Source organism: Sediminibacter sp. Hel_I_10, assembly GCF_000688335.1.
Classification (GTDB): Bacteria; Bacteroidota; Bacteroidia; order Flavobacteriales; family Flavobacteriaceae; genus Psychroserpens.
The window spans coordinates 3,416,042-3,431,773 of sequence record NZ_JHZX01000001.1; the positions used below are offsets into that span (position 1 = coordinate 3,416,042).

The following is a 15,732-nucleotide window of genomic DNA, read 5'->3' on the forward strand; positions in this document are numbered from 1 at the left end:
AAGTTCTCAAAATTATAATCTTTTGAAGATGATAATATTTACTTTATATTAGCTACGTCTTTATAAATAATAATTCTGTTCAAGAACGTGATAAAACGGTATTTAAGTTGAAGCGCATTGATTTTCTTTACAACCCTCAAAATATTTTCGAGCGTATTATAGATAAAATCCTTAATGACCATGGCATTAGTTATGATAATATAGGCATGGGGCAAGTCGTGATGTCAAAAGACATCACTAGCGATCAATTACAAAAACTACAGGAAGATCTCACCCCTTACGCCATAAAAGTGGTTGAAAAACATACAGATAATCTAGTGGAACAGATCAAGGATTGTATGAGAATGATTGTGGCCAATAAAACACTGCGTAAAAAGAAAATCTCAGTGGTGCTCTCAGAGAAATTGGGTTATAATTATGCACATTTGTCTAAACTGTTTTCAAATGAGACCTTTACTTCAATAGAAAAATTTTATATATTTTTGAAAATTGAGAAGGCAAAAGAGTTGTTAATGAATACCGGGGAAACCGTGGCTGAGGTGGCAAATGATTTAGATTATAGCAGTACCTCACATTTGTCTAGGCAATTTAAAAACGTCACAGGGCTTACAGTATCCCAATATTTAAAATTAATTGATAATAGAAAATAGGAGCATCATTAAATGAGTTGCCACGCAAAAAAAAATAATTCGGGCTATTACAAATTAATAAGATATTTTTGCACATTTTAATTTTGAACTGTTTAGTCAATTGACTAAATATTATTGATAAATATAATTATGAAAACATTGAGAATATTATTAGTGGATGATGATGAGGATGACAGGCGTTTTTTTTCAGACGCATTGAATGGTCTTGATATGAATACGAAACTTGAACAAGTCGAAGATGGACAGTCATGTATTGATTTCTTGAAAGAGCATAAGGAAGAGGCCCCTAACTTGATTTTTCTGGATTTAAATATGCCAGTGATGGACGGTTTTGAATGCTTAGAGGAAATTAGAAAAATGGAAGATCATAAAGACACCATCATTGCCATTTATTCTACATCTTCCTCTGAGCAAGATATAGAGGATACGTTCAATAAAGGCGCTAATATTTACTTGAATAAGCCAACGACCTTTCCCGATTTAAAGAATGCACTAAAGCAGGTGATCACTACTAATTGGACCTATCATACCAATGACTTTAAAAAGGAAAATTTCCTATTAAAAATTTAAGAGATTCTTTCGCAAATGGATTTTTTTATTAAGATCCCACAGATAATCAAAATGTTTTTGATAGATATTTGAGGTTAAGTAGAATGTAAATTAGTGACAACAAATTGAAAAATAAAGAACCCAATAGCTTGGTAAATGAGTATGAAGATAACTCTAAGTCTATCTTACTAGAAAAGATTGATGAGCTTGATGCGCAGCGCTCTTTTACGCGACGAGTTATGGACAGTAGCAATAGCGTAATAAGCTATTTTCTACCTATAGTTAATGATGAAGACCATATTATTGATTTTAAGATTGAATATGTTAACCAACACTGTACACAAGTTGTAGGTGAAAAACCCATTAATGTTATAGGCAATAAAATGTCTGTCTATTATCCAGAAAATTTCAATAATGGCGTTTTTGAAGAGCTCATTATCTGTCAAAAAACGGCAGAGCCTAGAGAGTTCAAAAAACGTTACGTTTTTGGTAAAGAGGAATTTTGGTTTGCCTCACGTGTTATAAAATTGGATACAGGTGTAGTTGTGTTCTCTAAAGACATTAGCAAAGAAAAAGAATTTGAGTTAGAGCACAATGTCAAAAATAATTTGTTATCTAAAGCCGAATATGTTGCAAATATTGGGAGTTACAAGCTTAATCTTACTAAGAACTTGCTTTATTACTCTGATAATGCTTTTAGGATTTTAGGTTTTGAACCAGGAGATTTCACACCTAAGCTAGAAGTGTTTTATAAGTTCATTCATCCAGATGATTTGTCAGGAGTTAAGGCATATCATAAAGAAATCTTTGATGAAAAAACAAAATTAGAGTCTACCTACCGTATCATTACAAAAAGTAAAAAAATTAAGACGGTTAATTCTGTAGGAGAATTTTATAAGCGTGATGGAGATTGGTATTTGGTAGGGGTGTTGACCGACCTTACCAAAAAAAAGAATGAGGAGCAACGACTCCGTTATAAAAACATGGAGCTAAAACGCACCAATGATCATCTAGAATCTTTTAATAGGATTGCCAGTCATGACCTCCAGGAACCATTGCGGAAAATACAAATGTTTATTAGTCGCATTACCGAGCAAGAAGGGGATATTTTAAGTAAAGATGGATTTGAAGCGCTTAATAAGGTAAATACTTCAGCTAAAAGAATGCGTGATTTGATCTCTAATCTTTTGACCTATTCAAAGATTGAAAAAATTGAAAATAAACCATCTAAGGTCGATTTAAATGTGGTGTTGGAAAATGTGAAGGAAGATTTGGCTGAGAGAATCTCTGAAAATGATGTTCAAATCATAAACAATGATCTGTCTTTCGTATTAGGCATTCAGTTTCAGTTAGAGCAGGTTTTCAGTAATCTTATTGAAAATTCAATTAAGTATAGAAAACCGAATGTAAGGCCAATTATCACAATAGAATGTCAGGTGTTATCTCATACTGATATTGAAAGCTCCTTGAATCCTGACTATTCAAAATATTTGGAAATTACCTTTAAGGACAACGGTATTGGTTTCGACTCAAAATATGAAGATAAAATTTTCGAAATCTTTAAAAGATTGCATACGAGATCTGATTATCCAGGCTCTGGTTTAGGGCTCTCCATTTGTCAAAAAATAGTGACTTCACATCACGGCAGGATTAATGGCAAAGGTATCTTGGGCGAAGGGGCTGTCTTTACTGTTTATCTTCCTTTTTCAAAATAAAATTCATCAAAACATATTGCCATTCTGTTGTTTCTGTTCCTTAAATTGTAATTGTACAACAGAATATTAAAATTGTATAACGGATGTATTCGTTATTTTCTACACCTTTGCTTCAAGTTTAATTTTATTTTAGGTATATCCCTCAACTCCTTTCATTTGAGACCATGGCATTATTTAAATTGTCATATCGGATTCACATCTATTTTGGATTTAGACATAAAGAATTAAGGACCTGTTCCTTAAAAACCAACTAAAACTAATATTATGGATTCCAAGCATCAACAACTTAATATATTAAATCAAAAAATAGGGGGTAGTATTTCTAGATTAGAAGGCGACCGTATTTTACAGTTTCAAAATGACCATGGAAAAGGCAGGGCCATCTCTGTTGATGTGGGTGCAGGAATTTTATATTCAGAATATAGTTTTGAATTAGTAGAGAAAATGGTGATGGAGTTGGATAGTGATGCTTCCTCTGTGTTATATTTTGTGTATTGTCTAGAAGGAAATTTAGATTATGCTTGGAAAGACAAAGCCTTAGAACGTCAAACGGTTCAAGAACTACAAACTGTAATTTTAAGAAGTAATGACGCGGGTCTAAGGCTGTACGTAGGGAACGATGAGAAAACAGACTTCGCCGTAATTAAGGTAAATTTATTAGAAAAGGAGCAGAACCTTTCTGTAGATGATATGTTGCTCAATCATAAATTATTCAATCAGTTTTTAACCAACGATGGATCAGAGAGGTTTGAATATCACGGGACGTTTAATCTTAAGATTAAAGAGCAGTTACTTCAAATAAGAAACGTTCAGCAAATTGGCGTGGTGCGAAAATTGTTAATTAAAAGTATTGTTCACTTTACATTAGCATTAGAGCTTATGCATCACCAACGTGACATGGCAAATCAACAAGAGACGTCGACCTGGTTGTCTAAAAGTGAGCTTTTAAGAATACAGGCAGCCATTGATGCCATTGCCTTTAAGCCAGAATACCCATACAGTGTCAACTATTTGTGCAGGGAATATGGGGTTTCGGCAACCAAGCTACAAGAAGGCTTTAAGGTTTTGGCAGGTATGACGGCAACCAATTATATAAGAAAGCAACGTATAGAACTTGCGGAACGTTTAATTAAAGCTGGAGATTTAAATATTTCAGAAATAGTATATTCAATAGGTTTTACCAGTAGAAGCTACTTTTCTAAGATTTTCAAAAAACGTTACAATTGTACACCAAAATATTATTTAGAACATTGTAGACAGGCCCCATCGGCATAATATCAGAGTTGGCAACTCTCTTTTATTAAGAGTAGTTGTAAGTCCAGCTCTTTAAGATCTTGTTTTAGTACCTATTAATCAGCACTTCATTGAGCAATGCTGCAAATGAAATGCTGAATTTGAGGTATTGTCTTGTTTAAGGTTATTTATTCATATTTTTGTGAGATATTTGCAAAACTATGGCTAATATCCCTTTTCACGTGTTTTTGGTTGATGATGATGTCGACGACCGTGAGTTCTTCGAGGCGGCTTGTAATGGCATTGATCTAGACGTTATGCTTAAGACTTTTGAGCATGGAGAATCTTTAATAAATTACTTTGAAGCGAAAAATGACAAGCCTGATATGCTTTTTATGGACATCAACATGCCTAAGAAAAATGGTTTTGAGTGTTTAAAAGATATTAGAAAACGTTGGTGCCCCGATGAACTTTGCGTGATTATGTATTCAACCTCTAATAGTCAAGGCGATATTGCTAAATGTTACCAATTAGGGGCCAATGGTTTTATTCAAAAACCATATAGCTTTACTGGTCTAAAAGATGTGCTTCACAAAATTTTTGATACCGATTGGACCAATCCTTGTAATAAATTGGACGAATTAAATTTTGTCTTACTGCCATAACAAGTTAGAATTGACTGATAGTTTACTCTTTTTTTTATAGTATTATTTTATTCTTTTTGAGGAAAATATACTCTAAATGTTGACCCTTTGCCAATTTCACTATCGAGTTCTATAAAGCCTTCATGAAGTTCTACAATACGTCTGCATATGGCTAGTCCTATCCCAGTTCCAGAGTATTCAGATCTTGAGTGAAGCCTTTTAAAAGGCGCAAATATATTCTTAAATTGACTAGAATCTATACCAATGCCGTTATCAGTAAATGTAACCGCTTTATAGGTTGAATCTGGATTTGCATTATGATGGTTGGCTAAATCTTCTCCATTAACATCAGTAGCAGAAACAATGATTTTAGGAGAGTTCTTATTATACTTAATACCGTTTTTAATTAAATTAGAAAATAATTGTACCACAAGACCTTGCATACCTCTTATGCTCCCCAAATCATCACTCTCAATTGTGCCATCATGCTCTTCCATATAAAGTTCAAGATCATTTTTGATCTCATCGAGAACAGCATTTAAATCAATTCTTTCCATTTTTTCTGTAATGGAAGTCAACTTGCTATAATCTAAAATATCCCTTATAAGATCGGTCATACGCTTGGCTGAAGAGTCAATTTTACTCGCGTATTTTTCTACAAATTCAGGATCATTTTTTTGCTCAAGAATTAAGGAATTAAACGTTCTTATTTTTCTAATGGGCTCTTGCAGGTCATGACTAGCAATATGCGCATATGACTCCAAATTCATATTAATTTTAACTAACTGATTATTAGAGGTTTCAAGATCTTTTGTTTTATCGGCAACTAAGAACTTGAGCTTTTCTGAATAATCTTTTTCTCTTGAAATATTAGTTACAGATCCGATATAGCCCTCAAATTCACCGTTAGAAGATTTTAAAGGTTGTGCTCTACTTAGAAACCAGCCATAATTGCCATGCTTGTCTCTTACCCGGAATTGAATTTCTACTTCTTCTTGTTCTTTTACAGCATTGAGATACTTTTGCATTGCAGGTTCTTGATCTTCCGGATGAATAAAATGAATCCATTTTTGACCCATGGTTTCTTCTCTTGTACAACCTGTATAATCTAACCAAGCCTTATTAATAAATGTGCAATTGTGGTCTTTGTCAAATATCCAAATAGTCATAGGGGCCACATCTGCTATTCTCTTAAAGCGCTCCTCGCTTTCTAGCAATTGATTGTACAATTTTTTATCATTGGTGATATCTACAACAGAGGCAATCAACGTTTGTGGCTTCTTATTAATATCTGTCAAAATTCTTCCGATAATGCGATAATAATAAACCTCATTATTCACAATAAGACGTAATTCAAAATCAAGCTCTCCAGATTTTATAGACTTTTTCAGCTGCTTTTTAGCGCGCTTCACATCATCAGGATGAATTTTATTACGAATGTCTGATAATTTTAAAGGGCCTTTATGCGAAATGTTTAAGATTTCAGAAACGGCTTTATTTGGGATGATGACGTCTTCAATAAAATCATATTCTGCCACAACCAAATTGGTGGCTTCTAAGGTAGTTTGTAGTTTGATTTTGTCCTTAGTTTCTTTGGTAATATCTTGGCTAAGATAAAGAATCAATTGATCGTCCTCATGTGGCAGCTCTATTAATGTGGTTTGTATCCAGAAATAACGTTCGTAGTATCGCACCTCAAGTTCTCCAGGTGTTCCGTTTAGGGTGTCTTCGCATAATTGCCTTAGTTTTTTTGTATATATAGGAAACGGGTTGAGCTCAGGCATGGATTTGCCAATCATATCTTGGGGTTTAATCTCTAAATGATCAAATATTTTTCCGCTGATATATTCAATTTCGAAATTTTGGTTTAAGATTCCTACAGAGCCATTGGGGATACTTTCTGCAATAGTTCTATATATAGAGGCATTGCGCTCACTAATATCCTTTTCTTCTTGAAGTTCTTTCTCTTTTTCAATAAGCATCTCATTGGTAATGCGCAACTCGTTGTTTGCGGTGTTGAGCTCCTCATTTGCCGATTGTAATTCTTCGTTCCCAGTTTCTAATTCTTCGTTACTGGATTTAAGTTCCTCATTAGCAGACTGTAATTCTTCATTAATGGTTTGTAACTCTTCATTATTGGCCTCGAGTTCCTCAGTAAAAATTTGAAGATGTTCTTTGGTGGCCTCTAACTCGTCTTCGAGCTCTCTTATTCTGAGGTCCACATAATCTGAAGTTCCCAGCTTTTTTTCTAAATCTAAAATTTGATTTTCAGCTTCAACTTTCTCAAAAACGACCAAATAATACTGGATACTGGACACTTCGTAAATTAATGGAGCAATTCTGATTTTTACAAAATGGTCATTATCATAAAGTTCAAACTTTATGGTATTACTATTATGAGGTACGCCAGTTTTTTTAACTTGTGCAAGCAAAGCTTTTATAGTTACCACAAATTCTTGGTTTGCCATTTTGTAGAGATTGGCGTTCATGCTACCCTGACTAATTTCTATATACAGCCTTAAACTACCATTCGTCTCTTTAATCTCGGCACTACCATTAATAATAGCAAAAGGGTGTTCGTATTTGTAATACAAAGTTTCTTTTGCAACATCAACAATAGACATGTTGTTACGTTGGTTGTTATTATTATTTAAATGGCTATTACCTCTAGAAGATCGAAATCTTGAAAATTTAAGATCATAATCCAAGGTGGCTTCTGTCTTTACAAATAGTTTATTGGGACCAATTTTAGAAAATAAATTTGCTGTAACGCCTACACTTTCAGATTTTCCTAAAAAAAGTAGCCCTTTAGGTCGTAGCGCGTAATGAAATATTTGAAAGGTTTGTTTTTGTAAGTTGTTGTTAAAATAAATCAATAAATTTCTACAAACAACAAGGTCCAATTTCACAAAGGGAGGGTCGTTCGAAATGTCATGTCTTGTAAAAAGGGTGTATTGTTTGATCAACTTTTTGATCTTGTAATGACTGCCGTTTCTCTTTTCAAAATATTTTTCAATTAACTCTTGAGGAATATTCTCTAGACTTTCTGCTTTATAAAATCCTTGTCGAGCAATATTTAGTGCTTTCTCATCGATATCTGAAGCAAAAATTTGAACTTGATATTTGTTGATATCGGTTTGTAAAATTTCATTTAAAAGAATAGCGATAGAATAGGGTTCTTCTCCTGTAGCGCAGCCCACACACCAAATCCTAATGGAATCTCCAGCGTTTTTCGATTCAAGATAACTTCTTAAAATTTTTTCTAAATTCTCAAAAGCTTTTTCATCTCTAAAAAATTGGGTCACACCAATAAGAACGGTTTCAAACAAAATGTCTAACTCTTTGGGTGAGTTCTTGATTATTGTAAAATAGTCTGGAAGCGATTTGATTTGAAGATTGGCCATGCGATGATTAATACGTCGCATAATGGTAGAGGGCTTATACAACGAAAAATCGGTGCCAGATCTTTTCTCCAATAGGTCAAAAATGGCGTCGATACTCTTTGGGCCTCTATCACTTTCAGAAATGGCCTTGATGTTATGAATGTATTGATTGATTTCATCAAACATTTGCTCTACAGGTAATATGGCATCTACTTTATTAGTTTCAATAGCAGAAGCTGGCATGTCTTTATGCTCGGCGGTCTCTGGTAATTGGGCAATAGTATAACCTTTGTTTTCATTTATGGCCTCAATCCCTTTAGATCCGTCGTGACCATAGCCTGAAAGCACAATCCCAATGGCATGTCTTGCCTTGGCTTTTGATAGTGATGTAAAAAAATCGTCAATGGATGGTGCGGATGAATAATTTTCTGGAAGCTCATCTAAAACTAAAAAATCATTATTGATATGAATATCCTTATTCTGCGGGGTCACGTAGATATGCCTTGGTTCAAGTTTGACGTTATTGGTAACGGTTTCAACAGACCATTTGCAACGCTTTTGAAGTATCGCGGCTAATTCACTTTTGTAATCAGGGCTAAGGTGCATAACGATTACTACACAAAACTTAGATTCAGATCCGTTGAAAACAGATAGAAGTTTTGATAGCGCATCAAGGCCGCCCGCAGAGGCGCCAATGCCTACTACATAAAGATTATTTGTTTGTAATGAACTGCTTGTTGGTTTTTCCATTAATCAATTAGTTGTGGTAGATTGTTCAATTTAGTCATATGTTTTGAAACTTCAGAAATTTTATCTGAATAGACCTGTGACTTCTTTAAACCATCTCTTGTATATTTTGATACCATGTCATTTATAAGTGTTGTCTTTTTCTCTACAGAGCGCATCGCTAACCGTATAGCCTTTTCTAAAGATTCATCTTGACTTTTCAATAGAGCATCTTTGGTAGACCAATGCCTAACATAGCAAGGATGGGTATCAATACCTGATGTCTCAAATTCAGAAAGAAGAGTTTCTTCGGATACCGTAGAAACATTAAAAATACTTTGAACAACAGCCACAAATACTGCACTAACTGTTTTAGGGATAGATTTTAGCTTTTCAGTCATGGCTGTTTTCCCTCTTGGTGAGGTGCCAATGATGAAAGTTCTAAAATTTGTAGTCATTATTCTTATTTTACGTTTCTAACCTTAGTATTACAGAGCTAATTGTTATAACAACAGCGCCAATAAAAACCGTAGGAGGTTAGGCTACAATTTGACGTTTGAAGAAATCATCCTTCCCATATGTATTGGAAGGCGGTAATATTTTTTCTAGTGATGTTATTAAATCATCATATGAAAATGGCTTTTTTAAATAACCATCAGCACCCAATTCAAACAAATCTTCGATGCGGTCTAGATCAAATTCCGAAGAATAAATGATAACAGGAATGTGTTTTTGTTTAAGATTTGTTTTAATCTCTTTCAAACAGGACTCACCGTCCATAATCGGCATATAAAGGTCCAAGAAGATGAGGTCCGGTTTCTGTGTTTCGCTGTTCATAGCAGCAATGAGATCTTTTCCTCTAATAAATAGACGGAGTTTAATATTGGGATTAATTTCAGATAGGGCAGTTTTAAATAGATCTTGATCATCTTTATCATCATCTGCCAAATAAACTGAAAGCTCTAATTGTTTATTATCATCAGTTGCCATACAATTTGATTTTAGGGTTTATTTCGATTGACAAAGGTTAAGTCACATAAGGTTTTAATAATGTTCAAGGTAGCAACAGCTATCGTTATGCAATGATGCAAATGCATTAAGTTTTAGTCCTAAATCAATTCTAAATAAAAAATACATCCGTCTTTACTCGCTTTAGAGCTACGGACGTTGAAATAACAATCTAATTTCTTCCTAAGAAAAACGCAAGACTTGTTATCTTTGCAGAGTTCTCCAAAAAAACGGTAACGATATATAGCTTATATGAAAATTGAACAAGTTTACACCAGCTGTTTGGCGCAAGGTGCTTATTATATAGAATCTAATGGAGAGTTCGCCATTATTGATCCACTCAGAGAAACAAGGGCTTACATAGAAAAAGCAAAGGAAAGCAATGCCGAAATTAAGTATGTGTTTGAAACGCATTTTCATGCAGATTTTGTGTCTGGTCATTTAGATCTCGCCAATCAAACTGGAGCAACAATCGTTTACGGTCCAGGAGCAGAAACCGAATATGAGAGTTATAAGGCTAAGGACGGCGAGGTTTTTAAATTAGGAGATATTAGTATTAAAGTGTTGCACACTCCAGGACATACTTTAGAGTCTACCACCTACCTTCTTAGAGATGAACACGAAAGAGACCACGCTATTTTTTCTGGTGACACCTTGTTTCTAGGTGATGTTGGTCGTCCAGATTTAGCCATCAAATCTAATTTAACCAAAGAAGATTTGGCCGAAATGCTCTTTGATTCGCTTCGTGAAAAAATAATGACATTAGGAGATGATGTGATTGTATATCCTGCTCACGGTGCAGGATCTGCCTGCGGAAAAAGCATGAGCAAGGAAACCGTGGGAACTATTGGCGAGCAAAAAAGAAGCAATTACGCCTTAAGGGCAGATATGACCAAAGCAGAATTTGTTAAAGAGGTTTTGGATGGGATGGCGCCGCCACCTCAATACTTTGCAAAGAACGCCATGATCAATAAAACAGGTTACAATAGTTTTGAGCAAGTATTGAAAACAGGAAATAAGCCTTTAAATCCTGAAGCGTTTGAGGCGCTAGCAAATCAAGAAGGAACTTTGGTGCTAGATGTAAGACCACAAAGTGATTTTATTGGAGCGCATATTCCCAATGCTATTTTTATAGGACTTAACGGACAGTTTGCGCCATGGGTAGGGGCATTAATCACCAATTTAAAACAGCCAATATTATTGGTAGTGCCAGAAGGAAAAGTCGAGGAAGCAGTAACGCGTTTGTCCCGAGTAGGATATGACAATACCTTAGGGTATTTAGAAGGAGGTATGGCCGCTTGGAAATCTTCGGGTAGAGAAGTAGAAACGCTAGATTCTATTTCTGCGGAAACGTTTGCTGAAAGACTAAAAAGTAAGGACATTCACATTCTTGATGTGCGTCGTGATGGCGAGTATGCCAAGAAGCATTTACAAAGCGCTCAACATTTTGCATTAGACTATATCAATTCGAAGATGAGTGATATCTCAAAAGATAAGGTATATCACATTCATTGTGCCGGTGGATATCGCAGTGTTATTGCGGCTTCCATTTTAAAATCCAGAGGTTTTCATAAACTTGTGGACGTTGCTGGCGGTTTTGGAGCCATTAAAACGACCAATTTACCGTCTTCAGAATTTGTAGAGGCAACCTCATGATCTTATAAAAAAGCTCCTCTAAAATTGATGGTTTTCAACTTTAGAGGAGTTATGACTAAGATGATTTCTTTTGGGCTTCTAAGATAGAAGACATCTCTTTTTGAAGTTCTAAAGCTTTTTCAGCTGCAACTTCGGCAAAATTTTCTCCCTGTGATGCATAGATGATCCCTCTTGAGGAGTTGATGAGAAGACCAACATGATCTGTCATTCCATATTTACACACCTCTTGCAGATTACCACCTTGGGCACCAACACCGGGAACCAAGAGAAAGGAGTTGGGCACAATTTTACGCACACCTTCTAGGTATTTCGCTTGTGTGGCACCAACCACATACATGAGGTTTTTAGAGTTTTTCCACTGCTGAGAGCGTTTTAATACACGTTTGTAAACACTTCGGCCTTTTCCTTTTTTTACTTGAAAGTCAAAAGATCCAGGATTAGAAGTGAGGGCCAGTAAGATGGTATGCTTATCCTTATAGTCTAAATAAGGCTCAACAGAATCTCTACCCATATATGGTGCAATTGTAATACTGTCAAAGTTTAAATTTTCAAAAAAGGCCTTCGCATACATATTACTGGTATTGCCAATATCACCACGTTTTGCATCGGCAATAGTAAAAATTTCTGGGTGTTTGATGTTGAGGTACATCATGGTTTGCTCCAGAGCTTTCCAACCGGCCAATCCGTGTGCTTCATAAAAGGCGATGTTTGGCTTATAGGCCACACACAAATGATGTGTAGCATCTATAATGGCCTTGTTAAAAGCGAATATAGGGTCTTCATCTAATAAGAGATGCTCTGGGATTTTTTCCATGTCGGTATCTAATCCAATACATAGAAACGATTTCTTTTTATGAATCTGGTCAATAAGTTGTTGTGTGGTCACGTCGTTTTTTACGTTTTGATTGTCTTTGCAAAAATCCGTAAAAAATAATGAATTTGGAAGGTTCAACTTTGAACTCTGAACAATTTAAGCGAAATTTACAGAAATAAAACGGTTCAATGCAGGATACCTCCCAACAGTATGACGATGTCATTGCAAAATGTAGAAGTCTATTTCTAAATAAAATGTCCGATTATGGAAGCGCATGGCGCATTTTAAGGTTACCTTCCCTTACCGATCAGATTTTTATAAAAGCCCAACGCATAAGAGGTTTGCAGCAAAATGCGGTGAGAAGGGTAGATGAAGGCGAAGTCAGTGAGTTTATTGGAATCATTAATTATTGCACCATGGCCTTAATCCAGCTCGAAAAAGGAGTGGTGGAGCAACCAGATCTTTCGGTAGAGGAGGCTACAAAACTATATGATCAACAGATCGCCACAACCAAGCAATTGATGTTGGATAAGAATCATGATTATGGTGAAGCCTGGCGCGAAATGCGTGTAAGCAGTTTAACCGATCTTATTCTGCAAAAATTATTGAGAGTTAAGCAAATTGAGGATAATTCTGGTAAAACCTTAGTAAGTGAAGGTATTGACGCCAATTATCAAGACATGATCAATTATTCGGTCTTTGCCCTAATTCATATAGAACAACAGTAATGTATCGCATTACAAATCTCTAGAGTAAATCAATTATAAAAATAAAAACTTGTTCATGAAATCAATCGTAAACATTTGCCGATTACTGGTTGGAGCCCTGTTTATTTTCTCCGGCTTTATCAAGCTCAACGACCCCATTGGTTTTTCTTATAAATTACAGGAATACTTTAGTTACGACGTTTTAGATATCCCTTTTTTAATGCCTTTTGCTTTAGGTATTTCAGTAATTGTAGTGGTTTTTGAAGTGGTTTTAGGCGTGTTTCTTATTATTGGTTATAAACCCAAATTTACGGTTTGGAGCTTATTGGCCATGATTGTCTTTTTTACATTCTTGACCTTTTATGCAGCTTATTTTGAAAAGGTAAAAGATTGTGGATGCTTTGGTGACTTCTTAAAACTAGACCCTTGGGAGTCCTTTTGGAAAGATGTCGTATTGCTCGTTATGATTGTGATCTTATTTGTAGGTAAACGCCATATCAAGCCGGTTTTAGGGAAGTTTCCTTTGACCATCACTGCGCTATTGAGTTTTGTGGTCTGTTTAGGATTTGGGTATTATGTATTGATGCATTTACCAGTATTTGATTTTAGAGCTTATAATGTTGGCGCCAATTTACAGGAGAACATGAAGTTGCCACCAGATGCTCAAAAACCGGTAACCGAGTATGTTTGGACCTATACGACAGAGGATGGGGAAGAAAAAACACTCAAAGATGACGGTCGGGGTCCCAAAAGCTATGACAAAATTATAAGTGTTGACACCGAAACCATAGAGGAAGGTGATGTGCCTAAAATTCAGGATTTTTCTATTGAATCTGAAGATGAAGACTTGACTCAGGCATTTTTAGAAGAAGAAAAACTGGTAATGATCGTCTCCTACAGTCTTGAAAAAGCAGAAGTAGACGGATTTAAAAAATTGAAAGCCATGACAGATCTTGCTCAGAAAAACGGATATAAGGTCATTGGCCTAACCGCTTCCGGAGATGCTAAAAAAATGGAAGTAAAAAGTGTTTATGACTTAGATGTTGATTTTTATCTCTGTGATGAAAAAGTATTAAAGACCATAGTGAGAGCCAACCCAGGTGTTTTAGTGCTAGAAAAAGGGACTGTAACTCAAAAAGTACATTGGAACGATATTGATGATTTAGAATTTTAATAGCCGTTAAGCTAGAGTTCATTTTATTTTGGTCGTTCTGTTAATTTTGAAACCTTTTCACAGCCATCAGTTGTAGATGCCATCTGTTTAGGTGAATGCGCTTACGTTTTGATAATAAATACATGATAAACTTTGTTTAGCTATTTTCTTAATAAACTATTTTACGCGCTACTCACCCTTTTTGGGGTAAATACCGTAATCTTTTTTCTGTTTAATGTCTTGCCAGGAGATCCTGCACAAATGATGCTTGGGCAAAATGAAGACAGCGCACAAATTGCAGCAGTGAAGGCCAAATATGGTTTTGATAAACCCATCTCAACACAATACCTTTATTATTTAAACGATTTATCTCCATTATCGTTCCATTCTACCCATACTAAAGATTACACACATTTAGACAAAGGCAAATATACCGCAGCACAGCTGTTTACTATTGGAGAAACCACTACGGTTATCAAGTATCCGTATTTGCGGGAGTCTTTTACCAAACAAGGCAAAAAAGTATCTCAGGTTATTGGAGAAACGCTCCCTAATACTGCAGTTTTGGCGGTATCTGCCATTACACTTGCGATTATTTTAGGGGTTTTCTTCGGAATCCTATCGGCATTATTCAAAGACCAGTGGATTGATAAAACCATCCAGATCTTTAGTACGCTTGGGATGAGTGTCCCATCGTTTTTCAGTGCCATTTTATTCGCATGGTTTTTTGGTTATGTGCTACACGAATATACCCATCTCGAAATGACCGGAAGTCTCTATGAGTTGGATGATTTTGGAGAAAAGATGCACATTCAATGGGAAAATTTGATTCTACCAGCGGTGGTGCTTGGCATTCGTCCGTTGGCCGTAGTCATCCAACTGATGAGAAACTCTCTTTTAGAAGTCTTCAATCAAGATTATATTAGAACGGCAAGAGCCAAAGGATTGAGTGATGTTCAAGTGATTAGAAAACATGCTATTAAAAATGCTTTAAATCCTGTGGTTACAGCAATTTCGGGATGGTTCGCCTCCATGTTGGCAGGTGCCGTTTTTGTTGAGTATATTTTTGGATGGAATGGCCTAGGGAAAGAAATTGTAAATGCATTAAATACCTTAGACCTTCCCGTGATTATGGGATCTGTATTGGTTATTGCATTATTGTTTATAGTCATCAATATTTTGGTAGATGTGATCTATGGCTGGCTAGACCCTAAAGTGAAATTAGAATAGCATAGTGCCTCTTTTATATTCCTTTCAGCAGTAATGGTATTAAAAGTTTCCCAAAATCAAAAGCATTACAAAAAGACAACCCAAAAATTGTCTTTTTGTTTTTATCTTTGAAAAATCACACTAAAGCTTAGAACAAGGATATCAAAAGTTATAACCTCTTAGACAATATCAGATGAAGATGAGGTTTTGATAGTGACACATTATTCAGCATGTACTCTTATATGAGGTTTCTAGAGTCCTAATTTCAATAGCAAAAGAGAAAGT

General features: G+C 35.4%; 13 protein-coding genes. 9 read left to right on the forward strand and 4 right to left on the reverse strand.

Going from position 1 to position 15,732, the window contains the following annotated elements:
- Positions 1-107: 107 nt before the first annotated feature.
- The 5 genes from P176_RS0115335 (at position 108) to P176_RS0115355 (ending at position 4,812) form a co-directional block, all read left to right on the forward strand.
- Positions 108-650 (forward strand): AraC family transcriptional regulator, encoded by a 543-nt coding sequence (locus tag P176_RS0115335; protein ID WP_051605526.1) that lies wholly within the window; start codon positions 108-110, stop codon positions 648-650.
- 129 nt (positions 651-779) lie between these two features.
- Positions 780-1,220, forward strand: coding sequence for a response regulator (locus tag P176_RS0115340; RefSeq protein ID WP_037348982.1), 441 nt, complete (start codon positions 780-782; stop codon positions 1,218-1,220).
- A gap of 104 nt (positions 1,221-1,324) precedes the next feature.
- Positions 1,325-2,914 carry a PAS domain-containing sensor histidine kinase gene (locus P176_RS19620; protein ID WP_051605527.1) on the forward strand — a complete coding sequence of 530 codons (1,590 nt, stop codon included), beginning with the start codon at positions 1,325-1,327 and terminating at the stop codon, positions 2,912-2,914.
- A gap of 264 nt (positions 2,915-3,178) precedes the next feature.
- Entirely contained in the window at positions 3,179-4,189 is a 1,011-nt protein-coding gene (locus P176_RS0115350) for a helix-turn-helix domain-containing protein (RefSeq protein WP_026755537.1), read from the forward strand.
- A gap of 179 nt (positions 4,190-4,368) precedes the next feature.
- On the forward strand, positions 4,369-4,812 hold the full coding sequence (locus tag P176_RS0115355; protein ID WP_026755538.1) for a response regulator: 444 nt from the start codon (positions 4,369-4,371) through the stop codon (positions 4,810-4,812).
- A gap of 47 nt (positions 4,813-4,859) precedes the next feature.
- Here P176_RS0115355 and P176_RS0115360 read toward each other — a convergent pair whose 3' ends face one another.
- The 3 genes from P176_RS0115360 to P176_RS19625 all read right to left on the reverse strand — a co-directional run bounded on the left by P176_RS0115360 (position 4,860) and on the right by P176_RS19625 (position 9,890).
- Positions 4,860-8,924 carry a CheR family methyltransferase gene (locus tag P176_RS0115360; protein ID WP_026755539.1) on the reverse strand — a complete coding sequence of 1,355 codons (4,065 nt, stop codon included), beginning with the start codon at positions 8,922-8,924 and terminating at the stop codon, positions 4,860-4,862.
- Positions 8,924-9,358 (reverse strand): hypothetical protein, encoded by a 435-nt coding sequence (locus P176_RS0115365; RefSeq protein ID WP_026755540.1) that lies wholly within the window; start codon positions 9,356-9,358, stop codon positions 8,924-8,926. Before P176_RS0115365 ends, P176_RS0115360 begins: the two co-directional genes overlap by 1 nt.
- Before the next feature lie 79 nt (positions 9,359-9,437).
- Positions 9,438-9,890: a response regulator gene (locus P176_RS19625; RefSeq protein WP_051605528.1), complete on the reverse strand. Its 453-nt coding sequence runs from the start codon at positions 9,888-9,890 to the stop codon at positions 9,438-9,440.
- A gap of 270 nt (positions 9,891-10,160) precedes the next feature.
- On the opposite strand from P176_RS19625, the gene P176_RS0115375 reads away from it, so the two are divergent.
- Entirely contained in the window at positions 10,161-11,564 is a 1,404-nt protein-coding gene (locus P176_RS0115375; RefSeq protein ID WP_026755541.1) for a rhodanese-like domain-containing protein, read from the forward strand.
- A gap of 55 nt (positions 11,565-11,619) precedes the next feature.
- On the opposite strand, the gene pyrF is transcribed toward P176_RS0115375, so the two are convergent.
- A complete protein-coding gene (gene pyrF / locus P176_RS0115380) occupies positions 11,620-12,450 on the reverse strand; it encodes an orotidine-5'-phosphate decarboxylase (protein WP_026755542.1) in 831 nt (276 codons plus the stop codon).
- A 116-nt stretch (positions 12,451-12,566) separates the two neighbouring features.
- On the opposite strand from pyrF, the gene P176_RS0115385 reads away from it, so the two are divergent.
- The 3 genes from P176_RS0115385 to P176_RS0115395 all read left to right on the forward strand — a co-directional run bounded on the left by P176_RS0115385 (position 12,567) and on the right by P176_RS0115395 (position 15,468).
- Positions 12,567-13,106 (forward strand): DUF1599 domain-containing protein, encoded by a 540-nt coding sequence (locus P176_RS0115385; protein WP_026755543.1) that lies wholly within the window; start codon positions 12,567-12,569, stop codon positions 13,104-13,106.
- Between the two features lie 55 nt (positions 13,107-13,161).
- On the forward strand, positions 13,162-14,259 hold the full coding sequence (locus tag P176_RS0115390) for a BT_3928 family protein (protein ID WP_026755544.1): 1,098 nt from the start codon (positions 13,162-13,164) through the stop codon (positions 14,257-14,259).
- 132 nt (positions 14,260-14,391) lie between these two features.
- On the forward strand, positions 14,392-15,468 hold the full coding sequence (locus P176_RS0115395; RefSeq protein WP_026755545.1) for an ABC transporter permease: 1,077 nt from the start codon (positions 14,392-14,394) through the stop codon (positions 15,466-15,468).
- Positions 15,469-15,732 lie beyond the last annotated feature (264 nt).

Excerpts from the sequence above, each read along its gene's own strand:
- P176_RS0115340 (WP_037348982.1), top strand. The coding sequence starts at position 780 with ATGAAAACATTGAGAATATTATTAGTGGATGATGATGAGGATGACAGG.
- P176_RS0115350 (WP_026755537.1), top strand. The coding sequence starts at position 3,179 with ATGGATTCCAAGCATCAACAACTTAATATATTAAATCAAAAAATAGGG.
- P176_RS0115355 (WP_026755538.1), top strand. The coding sequence starts at position 4,369 with ATGGCTAATATCCCTTTTCACGTGTTTTTGGTTGATGATGATGTCGAC.
- P176_RS0115360 (WP_026755539.1), bottom strand. The coding sequence starts at position 8,924 with ATGGAAAAACCAACAAGCAGTTCATTACAAACAAATAATCTTTATGTA.
- P176_RS0115365 (WP_026755540.1), bottom strand. The coding sequence starts at position 9,358 with ATGACTACAAATTTTAGAACTTTCATCATTGGCACCTCACCAAGAGGG.
- P176_RS19625 (WP_051605528.1), bottom strand. The coding sequence starts at position 9,890 with ATGGCAACTGATGATAATAAACAATTAGAGCTTTCAGTTTATTTGGCA.
- P176_RS0115375 (WP_026755541.1), top strand. The coding sequence starts at position 10,161 with ATGAAAATTGAACAAGTTTACACCAGCTGTTTGGCGCAAGGTGCTTAT.
- P176_RS0115385 (WP_026755543.1), top strand. The coding sequence starts at position 12,567 with ATGCAGGATACCTCCCAACAGTATGACGATGTCATTGCAAAATGTAGA.
- P176_RS0115390 (WP_026755544.1), top strand. The coding sequence starts at position 13,162 with ATGAAATCAATCGTAAACATTTGCCGATTACTGGTTGGAGCCCTGTTT.